Here is a 19317-nt window from a genome sequence, read left to right on the forward strand (position 1 = left end):
CCAAGGCCGGAGGATCAGGCGCTGATCCAATGAATACGCCCTGTCCGCACATCGTGCAGGCCACCGGCTAGAACCAGTTGGCGCTGTTCGACTCGTCGGCGCAGCATCTCGCTGCGCGAGGTTAGTCTGGCGATGGCGTCGCGCACGTTCTGTTCGGTCAGGCGCCCTACTAGCTCAGCATTACTGGAGTTGGCCACCCCTTTGTAATCCAGTTTTTCGAGTGACGGCCGAATTTGGGCGATGACACCGGTCAGCAAACCAGCTTTGACGTTGTCCACGGCTCCTTTCATGGCGCCGCAGTCGCTATGCCCCAGCACCACGATCGCCCGGGCGCCGGAGATCTCGGTTGCGAACTCCAGGCTGCCGATGATGTCATCGTTGACGAAATTGCCCGCAATTCGAGCTGCGAAGATATCGCCGAGGCGTTGGTCGAAAATCAATTCTGGTGATGCACGACTATCGATGCAACCTACGATGGCTGCGAAAGGTGCTTGTCCGCTGGACGTCTCGTGCACCTGCTTGCGCAGGTCGCAGTGAATGGATTTTCCGGAAACGAATCGCTCGTTGCCTTGCCTTAGCAAAGCGAGCGCTTCATCAGGCTTGATTTGCCCTTGTGACTGCTTTGTTTGTACAGCGCAAGTTTGCCGAGCGCTCGCCTTGCTTGCCAGCAAGATGGAGGACGCTGCGAGGACGGCCTTAAGAGAATTTCTCCGGTTGAGCATGCGAGGATCTCCAATGAAAATGCTGAAATTTCAGCTGGTTTAAATCCGAGGGCATGCTCAAAACACCGCATCACTCGAGCGTGCGTTAGCTAACGTGTAAATTGAATCATAAAGTATCTTTTTGAGTTTGTCAGACTTTTGATTGCATTTTTTCGATTGCACCCGCTAAATCCGTTCAACGCTTATGTCCCCCGTCCCCGCCCCCATCGCACGGAAATACGGCCGTTATGGGTGTGGGCAGGAGCCCCCAGGCAGGGGCAATAGACATCCAGTGCATAATTACGAAACAGATACCGCCGAGGGGAAACGCTCGGCGGTTTCGCATTTGTGCAAGGAAAACTTAAGACATGGTCACCATTCCCATTACCAAGCGCGGTGCTGAAAAACTCAAGACCGAGCTCCACCGCCTGAAAACCAAAGATCGTCCCGAAGTTATCAACGCCATCGCCGAAGCGCGTGCGCAAGGTGACTTGAGCGAGAACGCTGAATACGACGCTGCCAAAGACCGTCAGGGCTTTATTGAGGGGCGTATCAAGGAAGTTGAAGGCAAGCTGTCTGCCGCGCAAATTATTGACCCGACCACCCTGGATGCGGATGGCAAGGTGGTTTTTGGTGCTACGGTGGAGCTTGAGGAAGAGGATTCCGGAGAAAAGGTCACTTATCAGATCGTCGGCGAGGATGAAGCCGATCTGAAACAAGGCTTGATCAATATCTCCAGCCCCATCGCTCGTGCGCTCATAGGCAAAGAGGAGGGCGATACAGCCGCGGTGCAAGCACCCGGTGGGGTAAAGCATTACGAGATCATCGCGGTCAAATACGCCTGATCTTCAGCCATGATCGCACGCGTGTCTCTATTCTCCGCCGCCCTATGGTGGGGTAGTTTGAGTGCAGTGGGTTTTCTCGTGGTGCCAATGCTGTTCGTGCACATGCCGAGTCCTGCTATTGCAGGGCGAATGGCCGCCAAACTGTTTGCAGCTCAAACCTGGCTTTCAGTGGCCTGTGGCGTGGTTTTGATGCTGATCAACCAGCGGCGGGCACGAGCGCCTAACATGGATAGCTTGGATGCGCCGCGTACAAGTATCCAAGGTTTGGATGCCTCCATGCTCTTCATCATTTTTGGCCTTTTGATGGCCTTGCTGATTGAGTACGGGGTGGCGCCACGCATTGTGGCCCGTGAAAATCTTCGCCTATGGCACAGTGCGGGTACTGTGATGTACGGCCTTCAGTGGCTTTGCGCCGCGGTGGTGTTATGGCGCACGGTTAATGACCCTCAAAAACCACTTGCATGAACTCACCCATTGTCGAAATCGGTCTCACCGATTGGAGTCAAGCGCACCCCGAGCCTGAATGGACGCGTGCGGTGGAGGCCGGCAAAGTGCTGTATTTTCCCAAACTGGGTTTTCAGCTTCAGCCGCAGGAGCAAGCGCTGCTGCGCGAGGAGTTGCTGAAGGCCGGAACGCGCAACGTCAGCCTGGGTGCAGATGGTCTGCTCAAGGGTGCTGCCGGGAACGAGCAAGAGCAGCAGGCATTGGCTGAGATGGTTGGCCGATTTCGTCAGCAGGCGCTGCAATTGGTGGATGACCTGTTGCCGGAATACAAAGGTCTGCTTCGCTTGGCGCCCACCAGTTTCAGGCCAAAGCAGGTGGAAAATCGTGCGCAGTCGGTGCGGGCTGATGACCGGCGCATGCACGTAGATGCCTTTCCATCACGCCCCAATTATGGTGAGCGCATATTGCGCGTGTTCACGAACCTCAATCCCCAAGGGGCGCCACGAGTATGGCGCCTGGGCGATGATTTCGAGGCCGTGGCGCGGCAGTTTATGCCCCGGGCCAAACCGTACCGCCTTTGGCAGGCTAAAGTGCTCAAGGCCTTGCATGTGACCAAGTCGCTGCGCAGCGAATACGATCATCTGATGCTTCAAATGCATGATCTGATGAAGTTCGATGAGACCTATCAGAAAAGCGGTACACAAACGACGATGCCGTTTCCGCCAGGCAGCGTGTGGGTGTGCTTTTCAGATCAAGCTACGCACGCGGTCATGAGTGGCCAGTACATGATGGAGCAAACGCTGTATCTACCCCCTGGCCACGAAGTAGATCCGGCATCAAGTCCGTTGGCCATTCTCACGCGGTTGGCGGGAAGGCCACTGGTAGGTGTGGGGGCAGGAAAAGCGCTTTGAAGTCGGCGTGGGCCTATAGATCGTCAACACGTACTTAGAGCCTGTTCAAAGTCTCCTCGCGGTCCCATTGCGCCCGTTGCACGGCGCCCGAACAACCGCGTCTGCGGCGCTGCCTACGCCGGCCGCGAAAATACTCGCGATACCCACAAGGTATCCCTGCGTTTTTCGTCGCATGGGCGCACCCCTTGCAGCCACAGCTTTTCAAACGCAATGGCCCTCGCGCAGAGACTTTGAACAGGCTCTTAGAGCCTCAACACGCGCTTCGCGTTGGAGGCTCAGCGGAAAAGCGCGCTTGGGGCCACGAGCGGGAGCGCTCTATTCGCTTTTCCAGGCGTCCGCCACCCAAAGCGCTGGTTTGATGTGCGCGAAGCGCTTGTTTCGCTTGCCAGCCAGAGCGTCCGGCGGGTTCACTTCACCGTGAAAAATCACAATGCGCGCCTCTTGCGGAATGCTTGGTGCTTTCCAATAATTCGTGGGCCAAGGGGGAATGCTGTGATACTTGAAGCTTGGGCACCACTTGGCGGGCCAGTAGCTGAGCTTGCCTTGTTTGTGCAGAGCGTGTGAGAGATACTCCTGCTCGTTGCGGTATTCGCGCTGGACCTCCGCCATATGGCCGCGGAAATAGGCCAGAACGTCGGCGTGCGCGCCAAGCGTGAAGCGGTATACCGAGGAATTTCCTACGATGCGCTCGCCAAAGCGCCAGAATCGCGGGTAATCGTGGATGATGAGGAATTCGCCCGGTTGGGTGAAAAAATCATCCAGGCTTCCCACGATCACGACGTCCAGATCGAGAAACAGCGCTGTGCCCTGCAGGCCATACAGATCCGCCTCAAAGGTGGTGAGCTTCTTCCACGCACCATCCCTTTGACCTGGCTTCAGGTGCAAATCAAGCTGAGGAATAGGGCGGCACATCACCTCCGGCCTGATGCCGTTGGTGTCGTCCGTGAGGCAGAGCAGTTGAAAATCGCCTGTCAGATGACGTCGCACCATGCCATAAAGCCGGTTGACGTATTCGGGGCCGTATTTCGTCCCCCATTTCATGCACAGGATGTAGCGCATGCTCTTGGATGCTGACTCGCCCCCATTCGAAGTTGGGGACGCTTTGGGCGCTCCGGCGTAGCCCTGAGACCCGATCGGATCGGAGGGCATCAGTCCAGGCGTCCTCTCTTGACAGATTTCTGTGCGGGGCTGGCGCGCTTGACCTTCCCGCCCGGTGTGAGACGCTGGTTGCCCAGGACTCGCAGCACCTTCACTTCAGGGCGCTGGCCACCGCGCTTGCTGTATTTCAAGACCTTCACATCCTTGGGGCCGGCCATACGATCTTCATCGACAGCACGGGCTTTTTCAACCTTTGGCCGCCATAGCACCAGCAATTTGCCAATATGCTGGATGGGAGCCGCATCCAGTTCTCCGGCTAGCTGGTGGTAGATCAACTCGCGCGCGGCGCGGTCGTCTCCCAGCACGCGAATCTTGATGAGGCCATGGGCATTCAGGGCCGCATTGACCTCTTTATGTACAGCGGGAGTGAGGCCATCGCTGCCGATCATCACAACTGGATCGAGGTGATGGGCTTCGGAGCGGTGCGCCTTACGTTGCGCTGGCGTGAGTTCGATTTGAGGCATGGTCGTATTATCGGCGGTACATGAAAGTAAAAACCAAAAGCAAGAAAGTCAATAAAGCGTGGCTGAACGACCACGTGAACGACCCCTACGTCAAATTGGCGCTAAGGGAGGGTTATCGCGCCCGTGCTGCCTATAAGCTCAAAGAGATCGATGAGGCCCTGCACCTGATCAAACCTGGCTACCTGGTGGTGGATCTGGGGAGTGCGCCTGGGGCCTGGAGTCAATATCTTCGGCGAAAACTCTCGCCGTCAGGAGCGGCAGTAGGCGAATTGAACGGCACCATCATTGCACTGGATTTGTTGCCTATGGAGCCGATCGAAGGCGTGACCTTTATTCAGGGCGATTTTCACACACCGGAAGTACTGGCCCAACTGCAGCAGGCCATAGCCGGGCGCACGGTGGATATAGTGGTCTCCGATATGGCTCCCAACCTCTCGGGGATCGAATCGAGCGACGCTGCCCGCATTGCAGCCCTGGTGGAACTGGCGATGGACTTCTCACAGACACATATGAAGCCGGACGGGGCATTGGTCGTCAAGTTGTTCCATGGCAGTGGATACAGTCAACTGGTGAAGCTGTTCAAGGACACCTTTCGCGTGGTCAAACCTCTAAAGCCCAAAGCCTCGCGCGATAAGTCTTCCGAAACTTTCTTGATTGGCATGGGCTTGAAGAAGCTTCCGGGCGCGCGGCCATCATGATGTAAGTCAAGAGTTTTCCCGCGAAATAGCGAAAAACTCAGCAAATAGTTACAAATACGAAGCGTGCCGAGGGGGTTCATGGAGGAACAGGATGCTGTGCGTGTCTTGAAACCTCTAAAATGGGCACCACATGCTCGGCATTGCCGGATTTTTTGCCATCGGGCTGCCCCTAGGCAAAAACGTCCCATCAGGGACAGCAAACCTCGCTTGGCGAGAATGTTGGGGCTTTTTTTCGACTGGAGCGTAAGGCCTTGAAGAATCAGTGGTTCTCGAAGATCGCCGTCTGGATGGTCATTGCCATGGTGTTGTTCACCGTGTTCAAGCAATTCGATGGCGGCCGCATGGCCAATGCCAATCACATCGCTTATTCCGATTTCCTGGAAGAAGTGCGTAATAACCGCGTCAAGAGCGCCACCATTCAGGAGGGGCAGGGCGGTACCGATATCGTCGCCGTGATGAATGATGATCGGCGCGTCCGCACGCAAGCAACCTTCCTCGACAGAGGTTTGGTGGGTGATTTGATCAATCACAGCGTCAAATTTGACGTCAAGCCCCGTGAAGAAGGCTCCCTTCTCATGACCTTGCTGGTTAGCTGGGGCCCCATGCTCCTGCTGATTGGCGTGTGGGTTTACTTCATGCGCCAGATGCAAGGCGGCGGCAAGGGCGGAGCATTCAGCTTCGGCAAGTCCAAAGCGCGCATGCTGGACGAAAACACCAACCCGGTCACGTTTGCAGACGTCGCGGGCTGCGATGAGGCTAAGGAAGAGGTCAAGGAAGTCGTCGACTTCTTGAAAGATCCTCAGAAATTCCAGAAGCTAGGCGGTCGCATTCCGCGTGGTTTGCTTCTGGTTGGCCCTCCTGGTACTGGTAAGACGCTGCTGGCCAAGTCGATCGCAGGCGAAGCCAAGGTGCCTTTTTTCAGTATCTCCGGATCTGATTTCGTCGAAATGTTCGTGGGCGTGGGCGCTGCCCGGGTACGCGATATGTTCGAGAACGCCAAGAAAAATGCACCCTGCATCATCTTCATTGATGAAATTGATGCCGTAGGCCGCCAACGTGGTGCGGGCTTGGGCGGTGGCAACGATGAGCGCGAACAAACTCTCAACCAGATGTTGGTCGAGATGGATGGTTTTGAGACCAACCTTGGCGTGATTGTGGTCGCAGCTACCAACCGGCCTGACATTCTCGATGCCGCCTTGCTCCGCCCAGGTCGCTTTGACAGGCAGGTCTACGTCACGCTGCCTGATATCCGCGGCCGTGAGCAGATCTTGAACGTGCACATGCGCAAGATTCCTATTGGCCAGGACGTGAGCCCCAGCATCATTGCGCGCGGTACGCCCGGCATGAGCGGTGCTGATCTGGCCAACCTCTGCAACGAAGCCGCGTTGATGGCTGCACGCCGCAGTGCTCGTGTGGTCGAGATGCAGGATTTTGAGCGCGCCAAAGACAAGATCCTCATGGGCCCAGAGCGCAAGAGTATGGTCATGCCTGAGGAAGAGCGTCGTAACACGGCCTACCATGAGAGCGGGCACGCTCTTATCGGCAAGCTGCTGCCCAAGTGTGATCCCGTGCACAAGGTTACGATCATCCCTCGTGGTCGCGCTCTTGGTGTGACCATGAGCCTGCCTGAGCAAGATCGCTACAGCTACGACAAGGAATTCATGCTGAACCAGATCAGCATGCTCTTTGGCGGCCGTATCGCTGAAGAAGTGTTCATGAACCAGATGACCACCGGAGCCAGCAATGACTTCGAGCGGGCTACTAACCTGGCACGCGATATGGTCATGAAATACGGCATGAGTGTGGCGCTGGGCCCTATGGTCTATGCCGAAAACGAAGGCGAAGTGTTTCTAGGCCGCAGCGTGACCAAGACCACCAGTATTTCGGAAGAAACCTTGCAAAAGGTGGATGCTGAGGTGCGGCGCATCATTGATGAGCAATACTCGCTGGCGCGCAAACTGATCGAGGATAACCAAGACAAAATGCACGCTATGGCCAAGGCCTTGCTGGATTGGGAGACCATCGACCGCGAGCAGCTGGACGACATCATGGCTGGTCGCGAGCCTCGCCCACCCAAGGACTTCACGCCGCGTACGCCGTCAGCACCTGGCAGCGGCGGCACGCCACCAGCGGCTAAGCCCGTCGATCCGGCGCCTACCGTGGCCTGATTGGGTTCTAGAAGATACAGCGGGGCTTAGGCCCCGCTTTTTTATTTGCGAGACACGTTTATGCAGTGGAAAACCACGCGCTTTGAAATCGATCTGAGCGAGCCACGCGTGATGGGCATCGTCAACGTGACGCCAGATTCGTTTTCCGACGGCGGCCAGCATGCTGACACCCTTTCGGCCCTTCGCCACTGCGAGAAAATGCTGCGGGAGGGCGCCCACCTGCTGGATATAGGGGGGGAATCCACGCGCCCGGGTAGTCCGGCGGTGCCGCTGGACTCAGAGCTTTCACGGGTGGTTCCGGTAGTGCGAGAGGCCGTGAAGCTCGGCGTACCTATTTCTGTCGACACTTATAAGCCGGAGGTCATGGCTGCAGTGCTGGATCTGGGGGCTGATGTGATCAATGACATCTGGGGCTTGCGTAGGCAAAGCACATCAAACCACCCCAGCGCTTTGGAAGTAGTGGCAAGCCATCCGGGCTGCGGAGTTTGCCTGATGCACATGCACCGTGATCCGCAGTCCATGCAGGTAAAACCCATGGATGGGGATGCGGTGCCTCAAGTGCGGCAGTTTCTGGAGCAGGCCGCGCAAGCGCTTGTGGCGCGGGGTGTGACCAGAAACCGAATCGTGCTGGATCCGGGGATTGGCTTCGGAAAGACGGTGGCTCAGAACTTCTCTCTTCTGGCGCGTCAGCAGGAGCTGCTGGCCGCCGGATTTCCCTTGCTGGTGGGCTGGTCCCGCAAGTCTTCTATTGCGGCTGCGCTGCAGGGCAGTGCGCCTGAACTACCTGCGCCGTCTGAACGGGTGATTGGTAGCGTTGCTGCGGCGCTATTGGCAGCAGAGAGAGGGGCACATGTGCTGCGCGTACACGATGTGCACGAGACGGTGCAGGCGCTGAGAATTTTGAGTTCCGTGATTTGACTCACGCTTCTCGCCAGTCGCCTTGCGGGATAATCGGTGGGGGATCTGAAAACTATTGAGTTAATAACTGCTGTTGCAGGCAGTACAAGAATAATGAGCCGAAAATACTTTGGAACCGATGGCATTCGCGGCACCGTGGGGAAGCCACCCATCACGCCGGATTTTGTGCTTCGGCTTGGGCATGCTGTGGGCCGAGTGCTCAAACGGCATGAGTCAAACCCCACAGTCTTGATAGGTAAAGATACGCGGATATCTGGCTACATGCTGGAAAGTGCTCTTGAATCAGGGCTAAATTCTGCGGGGGTCGATGTGGTGTTGTTGGGCCCGGTGCCCACTCCTGCTGTGGCCTATCTCACGCGCACACAAAGGGCCAGTCTGGGTGCTGTCATCAGTGCCAGCCACAACGCCTATCCTGACAACGGCATCAAGTTTTTCAGCGCCAGCGGTGCCAAGTTGCCAGATGACTGGGAGCGCGAGGTTGAAGCCATGCTGGACGAGCCAGCAGAGTGGGCCGATTCAGCCAATCTGGGTCGTGCGCGGCGATTGGCTGACGCAGATGGTCGTTATATCGAATTTTGCAAAAGTACCTTTAGCAATGATCTCACCTTGCGGGGCATGAAGATCGTTGTTGACGGCGCGCATGGTGCGGCCTATCAGATTGCGCCCAAGGTGTTCCATGAGCTGGGCGCGGATGTGGTTGCCATTGGGTGTGCCCCTGATGGCCTGAACATCAATGATGGCGTGGGTGCAACGCATACTGAGGCGCTGATTCGCGCAGTGGCCGCTCATCAGGCCGACTATGGCATTGCCCTGGATGGTGATGCTGATCGCCTGCAATTGGTAGACGCCACGGGGCGCCTGTATAACGGCGATGAATTGCTCTATCTCCTGGCGGCTGACCGCCTTGGACGCGATGCAGCTTTGCGTGGCGCCTCCAGAAGCCCTCAGCTAGCGGGTGTGGTGGGCACACTGATGACCAACAAGGCGGTAGAAGTCGGACTTAGGAAGCTGGGCCTGGAGTTCGTGCGCGCCAAAGTGGGGGATCGCTATGTGTTGGAAGAGTTGTCGCGCCGGAACTGGATTCTTGGTGGCGAAGGCTCCGGTCATTTGCTGGTACTGGATAAGCACACCACGGGAGATGGCATCGTCTCTGCCCTGCAGGTGCTGCAGGCATGTGCCGATAGCGGTAAAACTGCGGCTGAGCTCCTTGCGGGCGTCGCTCTCTTTCCTCAAGTGCTGATCAATGTGCGTCTGCGGGCTGAGCAGGATTGGAAGAGCAACAAGCGCTTGGCAGACGAGACGTTTGCCGTGGAGTCCGAGCTGGGAGACAGCGGGCGCGTGCTGATTCGTCCGAGCGGTACCGAGCCCCTGCTGCGCATCATGGTGGAGGCGCAGGAGCCGGTGCAGGCGCAAGCTTGTGCTGAGAGATTGGTCGCGACTGTTCAGGCGGCCTGAAGCATGCCGGACGCAGTGATTGTGGCGCTGGCTAATTACCAGATCCCATGCGATGCTCAGGCCATCGTCACCTTGCTGAACGAATACGCAAGCGAGCCTGCTGGGGGCTCAGAACCACTTTCGCACGCTGTGAAAGAGCGGCTAGTGAGCGAGATGGCCACCCGGCCGCATCTGTTCTCAGTATTGGCGTGGGATGGCCAGGGAGATTCCCGGCGCGCAGTAGGGCTCATCAATTGCGTGGAGGGCTTTTCCACTTTTATGGCGCGGCCCTTGGTCAACATCCATGATGTGGTGGTGAGCGCGAGCCACAGGCAGCGAGGAGTCGCGCAGGCGATGTTCGAATACGTGGAGCGCGAAGCACACCGTCGCGGCGCCTGCAAGCTGACCCTGGAAGTACTCGCCGGCAACACCTCTGCGCGGCGCCTGTACCAGAAGCAAGGTTTCGCGCCTTACGCGCTCGACCCGGCCTGGGGCGACGCCATGATGTGGCAGAAAAAAATATAGTTCGATTGTTTTTTTATTGCCGGGCCGCCCCAAAATTAAAAAGCACCCCCTCGGGGGGCAGCGGACCTCGCGAAGTGGGGGAGCGTGGGTGCCTTGTTTCATCGCAGGGCCGCTCCCAAGATGAAATGCGGCCCCCTCGGGGGGCAGCGGACCACGCGAAGCGGGGAAGCGTGGGGGCCTATCTAGTCTGCGCTGAACCCGGATGCTTTCACCACGGGCCCCCAACGGCCTAAATCGTCGCGGATGGCCTGAGTCAAGGTGGAGCCGGGTGAGGGGTCGGGATTGCTGCCGAGCTTCTGCAGCGCTTCCTGCACCTCCGGCGCCGCAGAGACTTTAATGGCCGCGGCTTCCAATTGCCGCACGGTGGCATCCGATGTGGAATTGGCCACGAACAGACCAGTCCATTCCAGATGGTTGAACTCGTTGTAGCCAAGCTCTTGCAGAGTGGGCACGTTGGGCAGGCGATCACTGCGCCGTGAACCATTGATCGCGAGAACCTTCACGCGCTTACCGTGATACTGAACCATGTCGGCCACAGGCAAAATCCCGGCCGCGATCTGGCCGCCCAGCAAGTCCTGCGTGAGTGGTGCGGTACCCCGATAGGGCACCGACACGAGCTTCGTGCGGGTGATTTCGCCCAAGCGGTATCCGATGAACTGCGGCAGGCTTCCAGGCGCTGGCACGCCATAGTTGGCATGCTTTTCATCGGCCTTCGCCAGCTCGAGCCATTCTTTCAAGGTATTGGCCGGACTGGAAATGGGGACCGTAATCCCTTCGTTGAAGCTGGATAACCGCGCGACCGGCTTGAAATCTTTCGCGCCGTCATACCGCACGCTTTTCATGGTGAGGGGTGCCATCACCATCATGTGGGTGGTACCCAGCAACACGGTCAGGCCATCGCCTGGTTGCGTTTTCACATAATCTGCTGCGATGGCGCCGCCAGCACCGCTGCGGTTGTCTACCACCACAGCCACATCAAGTTCGTTCTTGAGCTTGTCCGTCAGGGTGCGGGCCAGAACGTCCGCAGAGCCACCCGCAGGGAAACCCACCACCAGACGGAGCGGGCCCCGGCCTGGCGGAATCTGCGCGAGTACGGGACTGGTCGACGCCAGCGGGATCAATGCGGAAGCGAGCAGGTGACGTCGTTTCATGGGGAAGTCCTTTCGATGAGGGGATATCTACGTTTTATGAGCGCGGTCTTAGAGGAGCGGTGCGGTCCGGTGAAACCAAGGCCAGGCACGTTCAATCTCAGCGGATAGTTGGAGCAAGGTAGCGTCCTCTCCGAAGCGGCCCACCAATTGCACGCCCAGAGGCAAGCCATCTGATGTCCAGTGCAGCGGCAAACTGATTGCGGGTTGTCCCGTGGCATTGAACGCGCCAGTAAACGGGATGAATTCGGAGGCAGCCTTCTGAAACTCCGTCAGCGAAAGGGTTTGTGTGGAGAGCGTGCCCAGCTCCACTGGGGGCGAGCCTAGTGTGGGTGTGAGCAGTACGTCAACGCTTTCAAAGAAATGCGCGATCTTGCGCACTTCCTGGTTGATTCGCGGGAACTGGCTCGCGTAATCCACCCCACTGATGTTTTGGCTTAGACGGATGGCTTCCCAGGTTACTCGCTCCAACTCGTCCTCGCGGGCAGGGCGCCCGAGCACGGCTTCCCGAGCCTGCAGCTGGGCTGCCAAGCCCGTGAGCAGCAGTATTCCGGTGGCTGCGCTGAGAGCACCAGGATCGAAATCTGGCATACCAGGCTCGACTTCGTGGCCCATATCCTCGAGGTGCTTCGCTGTTCCCAGCACGGCGGCTTCGCATTCCGGATGCACAGACGCGTTTCGGAAGGTGCGTGTGGTGAAGGCAATCCGCAGTTTTCGCGGCGGCTGGGCGATGAGCTTCAGGAACGGCTCTGCGGGGCGCGGGGTGTAGTAGGGCGCTCCCACATCTGGGCCAGCGGTGGCATCGAGCAAGGCTGCGCAGTCGCGAATGGATCGCGTGACCGCATGTTCGTGGCTCAAGCCGTGGGTTGCGTCACCTCGGTGGGGGCCGGTAGGTAGAAGGCCACGCGTGGGCTTGAGCCCGACCAGGCCGTTGCAAGCCGCAGGGATGCGGATGGAGCCGCCACTGTCCGTGGCGTGGGACGCAGGCAGAATGCCGGCAGCCACGGCGGCCGCAGCCCCACCACTGGAGCCTCCAGCGATCCGGCTCAAGCTCCAGGGGTTTCGTGTGGGGCCGGCCAGAGCTGTTTCAGTTGAGGGGCTCATGCCGAACTCGGAAGACGCCGTGCGTCCCAGAATTCTCAAGCCAGCGCGACGCAGGCGTACGACCGTTTCACTGTCAAAATCGAGCCGGTGATCCGCAAACAAGCGGCTGCCGTGTGCGAGCGGCATACCTTTTACGGGGGCATGCAGATCCTTGATGAAATAAGGCACACCTCCCAGCGGCCCTGTCGCAGGCGCCTTGCGCGCGTCTGCCACGGCTGCTTCATCCAGGTAGGTCACCGCGTTGATACGGGGATTGACCGTATGCAGCCGCTCAAGTGCAGCCTCAAGAACTTCGTTCTGGTGTAGCTCGCCGCTGCGGATGGCCTCGGCCAAGCCCAAGGCATCGAAGGCTCGGTATTCATCGAAACTCAAACTCATGAGCGATCTCCTGCAACTGCCATGACTTCAATTTCCAGGCGGCCGCCCAAGGCCAAGCCGTTGGCACCGAATGCGCTGCGGGCTGGGTAAGGCGGCGAGAAGAACTGGGTGTAGATCGCGTTGAAGGCTGGCCAGTCGGCCATGTCGGCGAGCATGACTGTGCACTTCACCACGTGTTGCATGGAAAAGCCATGATGCTCCAGTGCTTGCTGCACGTTGCGCAGCGCCTGCTCGGATTCTGCTTCGATGCCTCCGGGCGCCAGGTTCAAGCCACCCGGCAAGGTACCCATTTGGCCCGAAAGATACAGAGTGTCATCTACACGGACGATTTCAGAAAACGGCAGCCCCAGTTGGTTGAATGCAGGGGAGTTGAGGTGCTGAATACGCGGCATGTTGTCCCATTTCGCTATTTCGAGCTTTAACTCTACGCTGCTCATAGTGTTTGAACAAATATCATTTTTTGAATCTAGCCATACAATTAAGTGATGGATATGGATAGCCGTCGTTTGCACTATTTCGTTCGGATTGCGGATGCAGGAAGCCTGGGTCGGGCGACGCAGAGCTTGCATGTGGCGCAGCCCGCCTTGTCTCGCCAAATGCAATTGCTGGAAGATGAGATTGGGGCGGCGCTTTTCGAGCGCACCGCGCGTGGCATGCAACTGACGGCGGCGGGGCGCAGTCTTTATACGGATGCCAAACGGCTGCTAGCCGACGGCCAACAAGCACTGCGGCGTGCCCGTTTGGCGGCCAGTGGCCGCCTGGGGCACCTCAAAGTGGGGTTTTCTGAAATTTACTTGTGGCATCCGCAGGCCTTGTCGGCTTTGCGCCAATGCCGAGCGCAGCATGAAGGGGTGACCTACACCTTGGAGACCAAGCTTTCAGGTGCCATCACAGAACGCTTGCGCTCTGGCCATATTGATTTGGCACTGGCTTACAGCGGTCAGATAGATGAGGGATCAGAGCTGCGCCATGTGCCATGGTTCACGGATGAATATCGCTTGGCGGTGCCCGCGGATTCCCGGTTTTGCACTAACCCGCCTTCGCGGCTGGCCGAATTGGATGGGGAAGACTTTATCCTGTTTGGCCGGGAGCAATCCCCCCGTATGCACGACATGATCATGGCCCATTTCCACGACCGAGGATTTACCCCTCGTATCGTGCAGGTGGGCACGTCCCACTACACCGTCATGGCGCTGGTGGCCGCCGGTCTGGGGTGCAGCGTGATGCCGCTTAGCGCTGCTTCGCGCGTGCCCAGAGGGGTGCGCCTTGTTGCTGTCCCAGACATGGCGCTGTACACCCCCATCCATGCCATCTGGCGGGTAGATTCAGAGACGCCTTTGCTGAAACGCTTCGTTGATTTACTCACTTCAGAGCCCGTGCCGGAGCATTAAACCTTCGGTTGAGTGCCCGGCGCGAGGAGGCGTTGGACTGGATCCCCCTGAATGGTCAGAATGCGTGTGCCGAACGCAGCGATTTCAGTACCTGCACGCGCAGTTCTGCCAGTGCAATGTCCGTTCTATCCCTCGGCCGAGCCAGATCGATATCCAGAATTTCATGGATCCTTCCAGGCCCGGCCCCCATGATCAAGGTCTGGTCAGCCAGAAACAAGGCTTCATCGATATCGTGCGTGACCACCATGACTGCGATGCGATGCTGCTGGGTTAAGGTGAGTGCCAGTTCTTGCAACGCAATGCGGGTGAATGCATCTACTGCACTGAACGGCTCATCCATCAGCAAAATTCGAGGTTTCGAATAGAGACCGCGTGCGATAGCGACCCGTTGTGCCATGCCACCCGACAACTGCTTCGGCAAGGCATGCCCCCAATCTTTCAAGCCCACCTCTTCCAGCAACTGGCCTATCAAGGCTTGGTCTGCATTGGCGCCATCGCGAAATCCCACATTCTGGGCCACCGTGAGCCACGGCATCAGGCGTGGCTCCTGAAAGACGATAGCGATGTCTTCTCGCGTTAGCGCATGTGACTCCGGATACTGGACGGTACCTTGAAAGTCCTTGTCCAACCCCGCAGCGATGCGAAGCAAAGTGCTTTTTCCGCAGCCACTTGGGCCAAGCAAAGTTACCACCTGGTTTTCGTGCAACGCCACATCGACCGAGTCTAGGATGACGTGGGCACCGAACGCCTTGCGCTGAACATGGATGTGCATTAGAGGATCTGTCATGTACATACCTCTTCAAGCGTTGTCGCCAGCGAAAGCATCACGCCAATGCAAAGTACGTTGCTCCACGTACTTGAGCGCCGTGTCACTGACCTTGCCCATCACCGCAAGCGTAATGATGGCGACCAGCACCAGATCCGGACGCGACACCTCCCGACCATCAGTCAGCAGGTAGCCGATGCCCTGGGTGGCCGCAAGCAACTCCGCGGCTACAACGCACAGCCAGGACATCGACAGTCCATTGCGAAGCCCTGTAAACAAGTGCGGTTGCGCCGCCGGCAAGAAGATCCTTCGAGCTCGCTCCAAGCTCGGTAAGTTGTACATCTCTCCCACTTCGACCAGCTTTCGATCCACGTTGCGGATGCCCGCTACAAGGCTCATGTAAACCGGGAAAAACGCTCCTATAGCGATGAGCACCACCTTGGATGTCTCGTCAATTCCCAGCCACATCAGCAACAGTGGCACCCAGGCAAGACTGGGAATAGCCCGCAATGCCTGAAAAGTGGGCTCCAGGTAGTCTTCTGCACGCTTGTTGAGGCCAACCAATGCACCCACAAGCAGTGCCGCAGTGGCTCCTATACCGAAGCCCAGCAACACCCTCGTGGAGCTGGCCAACACGTGCTTCCACAATGCGCCTTGCGCCAGATGCTCAAACGTTGCCAGCAATTCGCTGGGTGCTGGCATGAGGTGAGAGGCAATCAAGCCGGTTCGCACCACGATCTCGAGGATGGCGATGATCATCAGTGGTACCACCAGCCCGCGCAAACGTGCGCCGCGCCGCTTGGTGACGGAAGTGTCGGCCGGCTCCGCTTGGTCAGGTGAATCGGCCGCGACCAGACCCTTCACGGTGGATGCCACGGCTATCGCTTTGCCGTGACTTCGAGGGCCAGCGCGGGTTCAATCAAGCTGCCAAGAGCCTTCTGCGCATCTGCGCCAGGCTTCAGAATTCCCTCTTGCAAAAGCAACGGAATGATGGAGCCCACGGCATCGCGGTGCGCAGCGCCGGGCACCGGGTCCGTGAAGTCATAGCGCCCCAGTTGGAGACTGACGACGTCCACAGGCAGTTTGGTTTCAGCGGCCAGAATCGCAGCGGCTTCTTTCGGATTTGCGAGTATCCACACACGTGCACGTTCATAGGTTTTCAACACATCGCGTACAGCATCAGGATGCTCTTTCAAAAAGCGCTCTGTGGTGTTGAGAAAGTTGGCATCCCTGAATGCCTTATTGCGGTAGACAAAACGTGCACCGGCTGCCTCTGCGGCCGCGAGGTGAGGATCCAAACCGGCCCACACATCTACACGCCCCTGCTCCAGCGCGGTACGACCGTCAGGATGCTGCAAGTGGACAATTTCGATATCCGAAACTTTCAACTGATTGGCATCGAGCGAGCGCAGCAGGAAGAAGTAGGGGTTCGTTCCTTTTGTTGCCGCGACCTTCTTGCCCTTGATGTCCGCCGGGGTTTTGATGTTGGAGTCTTTGGATACGACCAGCGCACTGGTCTCGGACCAGAGGTAGTTGTAGATGGCCTTGATGGGTTGGCCGTTTGCGCGACTGACCAGCGCCGAGATGGCCGCACTCACCGCGAACTGGGTCGCACCGCTGTTGATGAATTCCAGAGAGTTGTTGCTGCCGCGTGAGAACACCCACTTGATGGTGGTGCCCTGAGGCTTGAAGGTTTCTTCCAACCACCCCTTATTCTTGATGATCACACTTTCGGGCGCCCAATACGCATAGTCGAGCCCGATCTCCTTTGGTGCCTGAGCGTGCGCTGCTGAAGAAAACGTCAGGGTAGCGGCAAGCCCCGCGACAACGTAGATGGACTTCAGCAAGTTAGGCAGCGGTAATTTCATGGTTCAGAGCCCGTTCGAGGGCTGTTCATTAGAGGGGGTGAGCTTGGTACGAGGCGCCTCGTATCCCAAGGTGCCAGCGTCAGAGGATTCAGATGCAGATGCGAAATTCGCTTGCATCAATCCTTCAGGAAAGATGAGTTTTAAGTTTAGGTGGCACCTGCGCGATCCTTCGGAACCGTTTCGAATATGCAAGCGCGTTTTTCGGTTTTCAGTTGTGCAGCGCGGCGTATCGTCGCCAATACAATGAACTTCATGTTGTTGGCTCAAGATCATGCGCATGCCTTCATGCCCTATCCGGCGGTGCCACTCACACACCAGGACCACGGCACCATGGCAGGCTTTACCTTCGCTGTGAAAGATCTGTTCGATGTGGGCGGCTATCCCACTAGTGCTGGGAGCCCATTGATGCTTGCCGCTTCTGGCATCAAGAGTCGCACTGCGCTGCCTGTGCTGCAGTTGCTGCAGGCTGGGGCCAGGTTCGTCGGCAAGACCATCACGGATGAACTCGCTTATTCTCTGAATGGGCGCAACATTCACTTCGGCACGCCGCGCAATGGCGCGGCGCCCGACCGCATTCCTGGTGGCTCATCGTCCGGTTCTGCATCGGCCGTGTCGCATGGACTTTGCGACATTGCGCTGGGCACCGACACAGGCGGCTCAGTCCGAGCCCCCGCGAGCCACTGCGGTCTTTTCGGTTTGCGGCCCACCCACGGTCGGATATCGCTTTCGGATTGCGTGGCATTGGCGCCAAGCCTCGACACCGGCGGCGTCTTTGCGCGTGATGCCACGCACCTTCGCATCGCTTCCAAAGTGCTGTTGGGATCGGATCCGAAACCCCTCAAGGGCGTACGGCTGCTGCGTGCAGTAGACACGTTCGCCTTGCTCTCGCCCAGTGCCGAGCAAGCCTTGCTACCGAGTGTGGTGAGATTGCAGGCCACCCATGGCCCCATACAGGATGTTTTTCTGGGCGAGCCATCGCTGGATGCATTGCACTGGGCGTTTCGGCGCATACAGGCCGATGAGGCTTGGCAAACACACCGTGATTTTTTGTCACGCCACCGCCCTCCCATCGAATCAGGCGCTGCGGAACGCTTCGCATGGGGAGCGACTTTGGATGCCGAGCAACTCTCTGCGGATCGCCGCCTTCGCCAGAGGTTCCGTGCCCAACTGGGCGATCTCCTGGGCGACGACGGCGTGATCATTCTTCCGACGATGCCGGATGTAGCTCCATTGCTTTCGGCCGACGGGCCCGAACTGGAGTCTTATCGCTATCGCGCTGTGCAACTGCTCTGCATTGCGGGGCTCGCAGGCTTTCCGCAGGTGACCTTACCCGCGGGACGTGTGAACGGCGCTCCACTTGGTTTGTCGCTCATGGGACCTGCGGGGTCTGACCTGGGCTTGGTGGAATTGGTCGAGGATGAGGGCTTGATCAATCTCCTGTGAGGCCGGATGGCTTTCGGTAATCGATACCGAGGGCTAGACCTAGACGTGGCGGGCTGAACATCGTGGCGGGCGTGACTTTCTGTACGTATGCTTGTTCCTTGGAGCCGGTTCAGTGATCTATTCGTGGTCACTCCTTGTGCGCAAGCCATAATGTTTGGATCGTGAAATCCAATCAATCAGCGGCCTCCAGTGAGGTCAATCTCTCCGAGTGCGATGGCATTCGGTATCTGCACTTGGGCACCGAGTGGATCCAGGGGTCTATGCGCATCGCAGCCCCCTACGACCTCGATCTTGAGTATGTACAGCGCATGATGGCCTGGCTGCTATTTATGCCCCCAGAATCTGTTAAAGGGCGTCACGCCATGCAACTGGGCTTGGGGGCTGGCGCTATTTCCAAGTTTTGCTACAAGAAATTGAGCATGACTTGTACGGCGATTGAAATCAATGGACGCGTCGCGGATGTCTGTCGTGCGTGGTTGCGTTTGCCACCAGAAAGTGAACGATTTCGTGTGGTCATTGCGGATGCCGGGCACGAAATCCAGAGTGATGAGTGGCAGGGCACTGTGGATGCGCTGGCGGTTGACTTATACGACGAAGACGCTGCAGCGCCTATGCTCGATAGTGCGGACTTCTACGCTGACTGCCGCCGCTTGCTCACGGAAGACGGCAGCATGACGGTGAATTTGTTCGGCCGCTCTGCCAGCTTCGAGCGCAGCCTGGCACGCATCTCCGAGGCTTTCGGCGCAGATGCCGTGTGGGCGTTCAAACCTACGCGGGAAGGTAATACCGTGGTGCTTGCTCAACGCACGCCTATGCGGCCCAAGCGGGATGTGCTTACCCTGCGCGCGGAAGCGATCGAGGCACGGTGGCAATTGCCGGCACGCAAGTGGTTGAAGGTTTTCAAGGCTCTGGAAAAATGATCTCTCCCTTGTGCTTGCTTGTTTTCTCCGGAG

General features: G+C 58.0%; 20 protein-coding genes. 11 read left to right on the forward strand and 9 right to left on the reverse strand.

What is annotated here, in order from left to right:
• Positions 1-14: 14 nt before the first annotated feature.
• Positions 15-722: a carbonic anhydrase gene (locus tag G518_RS0130315; protein ID WP_028605672.1), complete on the reverse strand. Its 708-nt coding sequence runs from the start codon at positions 720-722 to the stop codon at positions 15-17.
• Positions 723-1069: 347 nt separating this feature from the next.
• Here G518_RS0130315 and greA point away from each other — a divergent pair, with 347 nt between their 5' ends.
• Genes greA through kdoO form a run of 3 tightly spaced genes read left to right on the forward strand, consistent with a single transcriptional unit; the run spans position 1070 to position 2901 of the window.
• Positions 1070-1546, forward strand: coding sequence for a transcription elongation factor GreA (gene greA, locus G518_RS0130320; RefSeq protein WP_028605673.1), 477 nt, complete (start codon positions 1070-1072; stop codon positions 1544-1546).
• A gap of 9 nt (positions 1547-1555) precedes the next feature.
• Positions 1556-2011 carry a DUF4149 domain-containing protein gene (locus tag G518_RS0130325; RefSeq protein ID WP_028605674.1) on the forward strand — a complete coding sequence of 152 codons (456 nt, stop codon included), beginning with the start codon at positions 1556-1558 and terminating at the stop codon, positions 2009-2011.
• Positions 2008-2901, forward strand: coding sequence for a Kdo hydroxylase KdoO (gene kdoO / locus G518_RS0130330; protein ID WP_028605675.1), 894 nt, complete (start codon positions 2008-2010; stop codon positions 2899-2901). Before G518_RS0130325 ends, kdoO begins: the two co-directional genes overlap by 4 nt.
• 315 nt (positions 2902-3216) lie before the next feature.
• Here kdoO and G518_RS0130335 read toward each other — a convergent pair whose 3' ends face one another.
• Both G518_RS0130335 and G518_RS0130340 read right to left on the reverse strand, forming a co-directional pair.
• The gene (locus tag G518_RS0130335) at positions 3217-3942 is read right to left on the reverse strand and encodes a hypothetical protein (protein ID WP_051237627.1); all 726 of its coding nucleotides are present in this window, start codon (positions 3940-3942) and stop codon (positions 3217-3219) included.
• 107 nt (positions 3943-4049) lie between these two features.
• Entirely contained in the window at positions 4050-4523 is a 474-nt protein-coding gene (locus tag G518_RS0130340; RefSeq protein WP_028605677.1) for a YhbY family RNA-binding protein, read from the reverse strand.
• Between the two features lie 20 nt (positions 4524-4543).
• Here G518_RS0130340 and G518_RS0130345 point away from each other — a divergent pair, with 20 nt between their 5' ends.
• From G518_RS0130345 to G518_RS0130365, 5 genes are all read left to right on the forward strand, one after another.
• Complete coding sequence (locus tag G518_RS0130345) at positions 4544-5221, forward strand: RlmE family RNA methyltransferase (protein ID WP_028605678.1); 678 nt, start codon at positions 4544-4546, stop codon at positions 5219-5221.
• Positions 5222-5472: 251 nt separating this feature from the next.
• Positions 5473-7389: an ATP-dependent zinc metalloprotease FtsH gene (gene ftsH / locus G518_RS0130350; RefSeq protein WP_028605679.1), complete on the forward strand. Its 1917-nt coding sequence runs from the start codon at positions 5473-5475 to the stop codon at positions 7387-7389.
• Positions 7390-7449: 60 nt separating this feature from the next.
• On the forward strand, positions 7450-8307 hold the full coding sequence (gene folP / locus G518_RS0130355; RefSeq protein WP_028605680.1) for a dihydropteroate synthase: 858 nt from the start codon (positions 7450-7452) through the stop codon (positions 8305-8307).
• A gap of 93 nt (positions 8308-8400) precedes the next feature.
• Complete coding sequence (gene glmM, locus G518_RS0130360) at positions 8401-9762, forward strand: phosphoglucosamine mutase (RefSeq protein WP_028605681.1); 1362 nt, start codon at positions 8401-8403, stop codon at positions 9760-9762.
• A gap of 3 nt (positions 9763-9765) precedes the next feature.
• Complete coding sequence (locus G518_RS0130365) at positions 9766-10266, forward strand: GNAT family N-acetyltransferase (RefSeq protein WP_028605682.1); 501 nt, start codon at positions 9766-9768, stop codon at positions 10264-10266.
• A 182-nt stretch (positions 10267-10448) separates the two neighbouring features.
• Here the strand turns inward: G518_RS0130365 and G518_RS0130370 are convergent, their stop codons facing one another.
• Genes G518_RS0130370 through G518_RS0130380 form a run of 3 tightly spaced genes read right to left on the reverse strand, consistent with a single transcriptional unit; the run spans position 10449 to position 13333 of the window.
• Complete coding sequence (locus tag G518_RS0130370; RefSeq protein ID WP_028605683.1) at positions 10449-11417, reverse strand: tripartite tricarboxylate transporter substrate-binding protein; 969 nt, start codon at positions 11415-11417, stop codon at positions 10449-10451.
• A gap of 48 nt (positions 11418-11465) precedes the next feature.
• Positions 11466-12896 (reverse strand): amidase, encoded by a 1431-nt coding sequence (locus G518_RS0130375; protein WP_028605684.1) that lies wholly within the window; start codon positions 12894-12896, stop codon positions 11466-11468.
• A complete protein-coding gene (locus tag G518_RS0130380) occupies positions 12893-13333 on the reverse strand; it encodes a RidA family protein (protein ID WP_156909608.1) in 441 nt (146 codons plus the stop codon). Before G518_RS0130380 ends, G518_RS0130375 begins: the two co-directional genes overlap by 4 nt.
• A 48-nt stretch (positions 13334-13381) precedes the next feature.
• Here G518_RS0130380 and G518_RS0130385 point away from each other — a divergent pair, with 48 nt between their 5' ends.
• Positions 13382-14287: a LysR family transcriptional regulator gene (locus G518_RS0130385; protein ID WP_028605686.1), complete on the forward strand. Its 906-nt coding sequence runs from the start codon at positions 13382-13384 to the stop codon at positions 14285-14287.
• A 55-nt stretch (positions 14288-14342) separates the two neighbouring features.
• On the opposite strand, the gene G518_RS0130390 is transcribed toward G518_RS0130385, so the two are convergent.
• From G518_RS0130390 to G518_RS0130400, 3 genes are read right to left on the reverse strand one after another with little or no spacing between them, the layout of a single operon-like run.
• Positions 14343-15074: an ABC transporter ATP-binding protein gene (locus G518_RS0130390; RefSeq protein ID WP_028605687.1), complete on the reverse strand. Its 732-nt coding sequence runs from the start codon at positions 15072-15074 to the stop codon at positions 14343-14345.
• Between the two features lie 12 nt (positions 15075-15086).
• Positions 15087-15929: an ABC transporter permease gene (locus G518_RS0130395; RefSeq protein ID WP_028605688.1), complete on the reverse strand. Its 843-nt coding sequence runs from the start codon at positions 15927-15929 to the stop codon at positions 15087-15089.
• A gap of 2 nt (positions 15930-15931) precedes the next feature.
• Entirely contained in the window at positions 15932-16921 is a 990-nt protein-coding gene (locus G518_RS0130400; protein ID WP_036596607.1) for an aliphatic sulfonate ABC transporter substrate-binding protein, read from the reverse strand.
• Between the two features lie 252 nt (positions 16922-17173).
• On the opposite strand from G518_RS0130400, the gene G518_RS0130410 reads away from it, so the two are divergent.
• Both G518_RS0130410 and G518_RS0130415 read left to right on the forward strand, forming a co-directional pair.
• Positions 17174-18364: an amidase gene (locus G518_RS0130410; protein WP_028605690.1), complete on the forward strand. Its 1191-nt coding sequence runs from the start codon at positions 17174-17176 to the stop codon at positions 18362-18364.
• A 161-nt stretch (positions 18365-18525) separates the two neighbouring features.
• A complete protein-coding gene (locus tag G518_RS0130415) occupies positions 18526-19284 on the forward strand; it encodes a class I SAM-dependent methyltransferase (RefSeq protein ID WP_028605691.1) in 759 nt (252 codons plus the stop codon).
• The last annotated feature ends 33 nt before the right edge of the window (positions 19285-19317 follow it).

This window comes from Ottowia thiooxydans DSM 14619, assembly GCF_000422885.1.
GTDB classification, from domain to species: domain Bacteria; phylum Pseudomonadota; class Gammaproteobacteria; order Burkholderiales; family Burkholderiaceae_C; genus Ottowia; species Ottowia thiooxydans.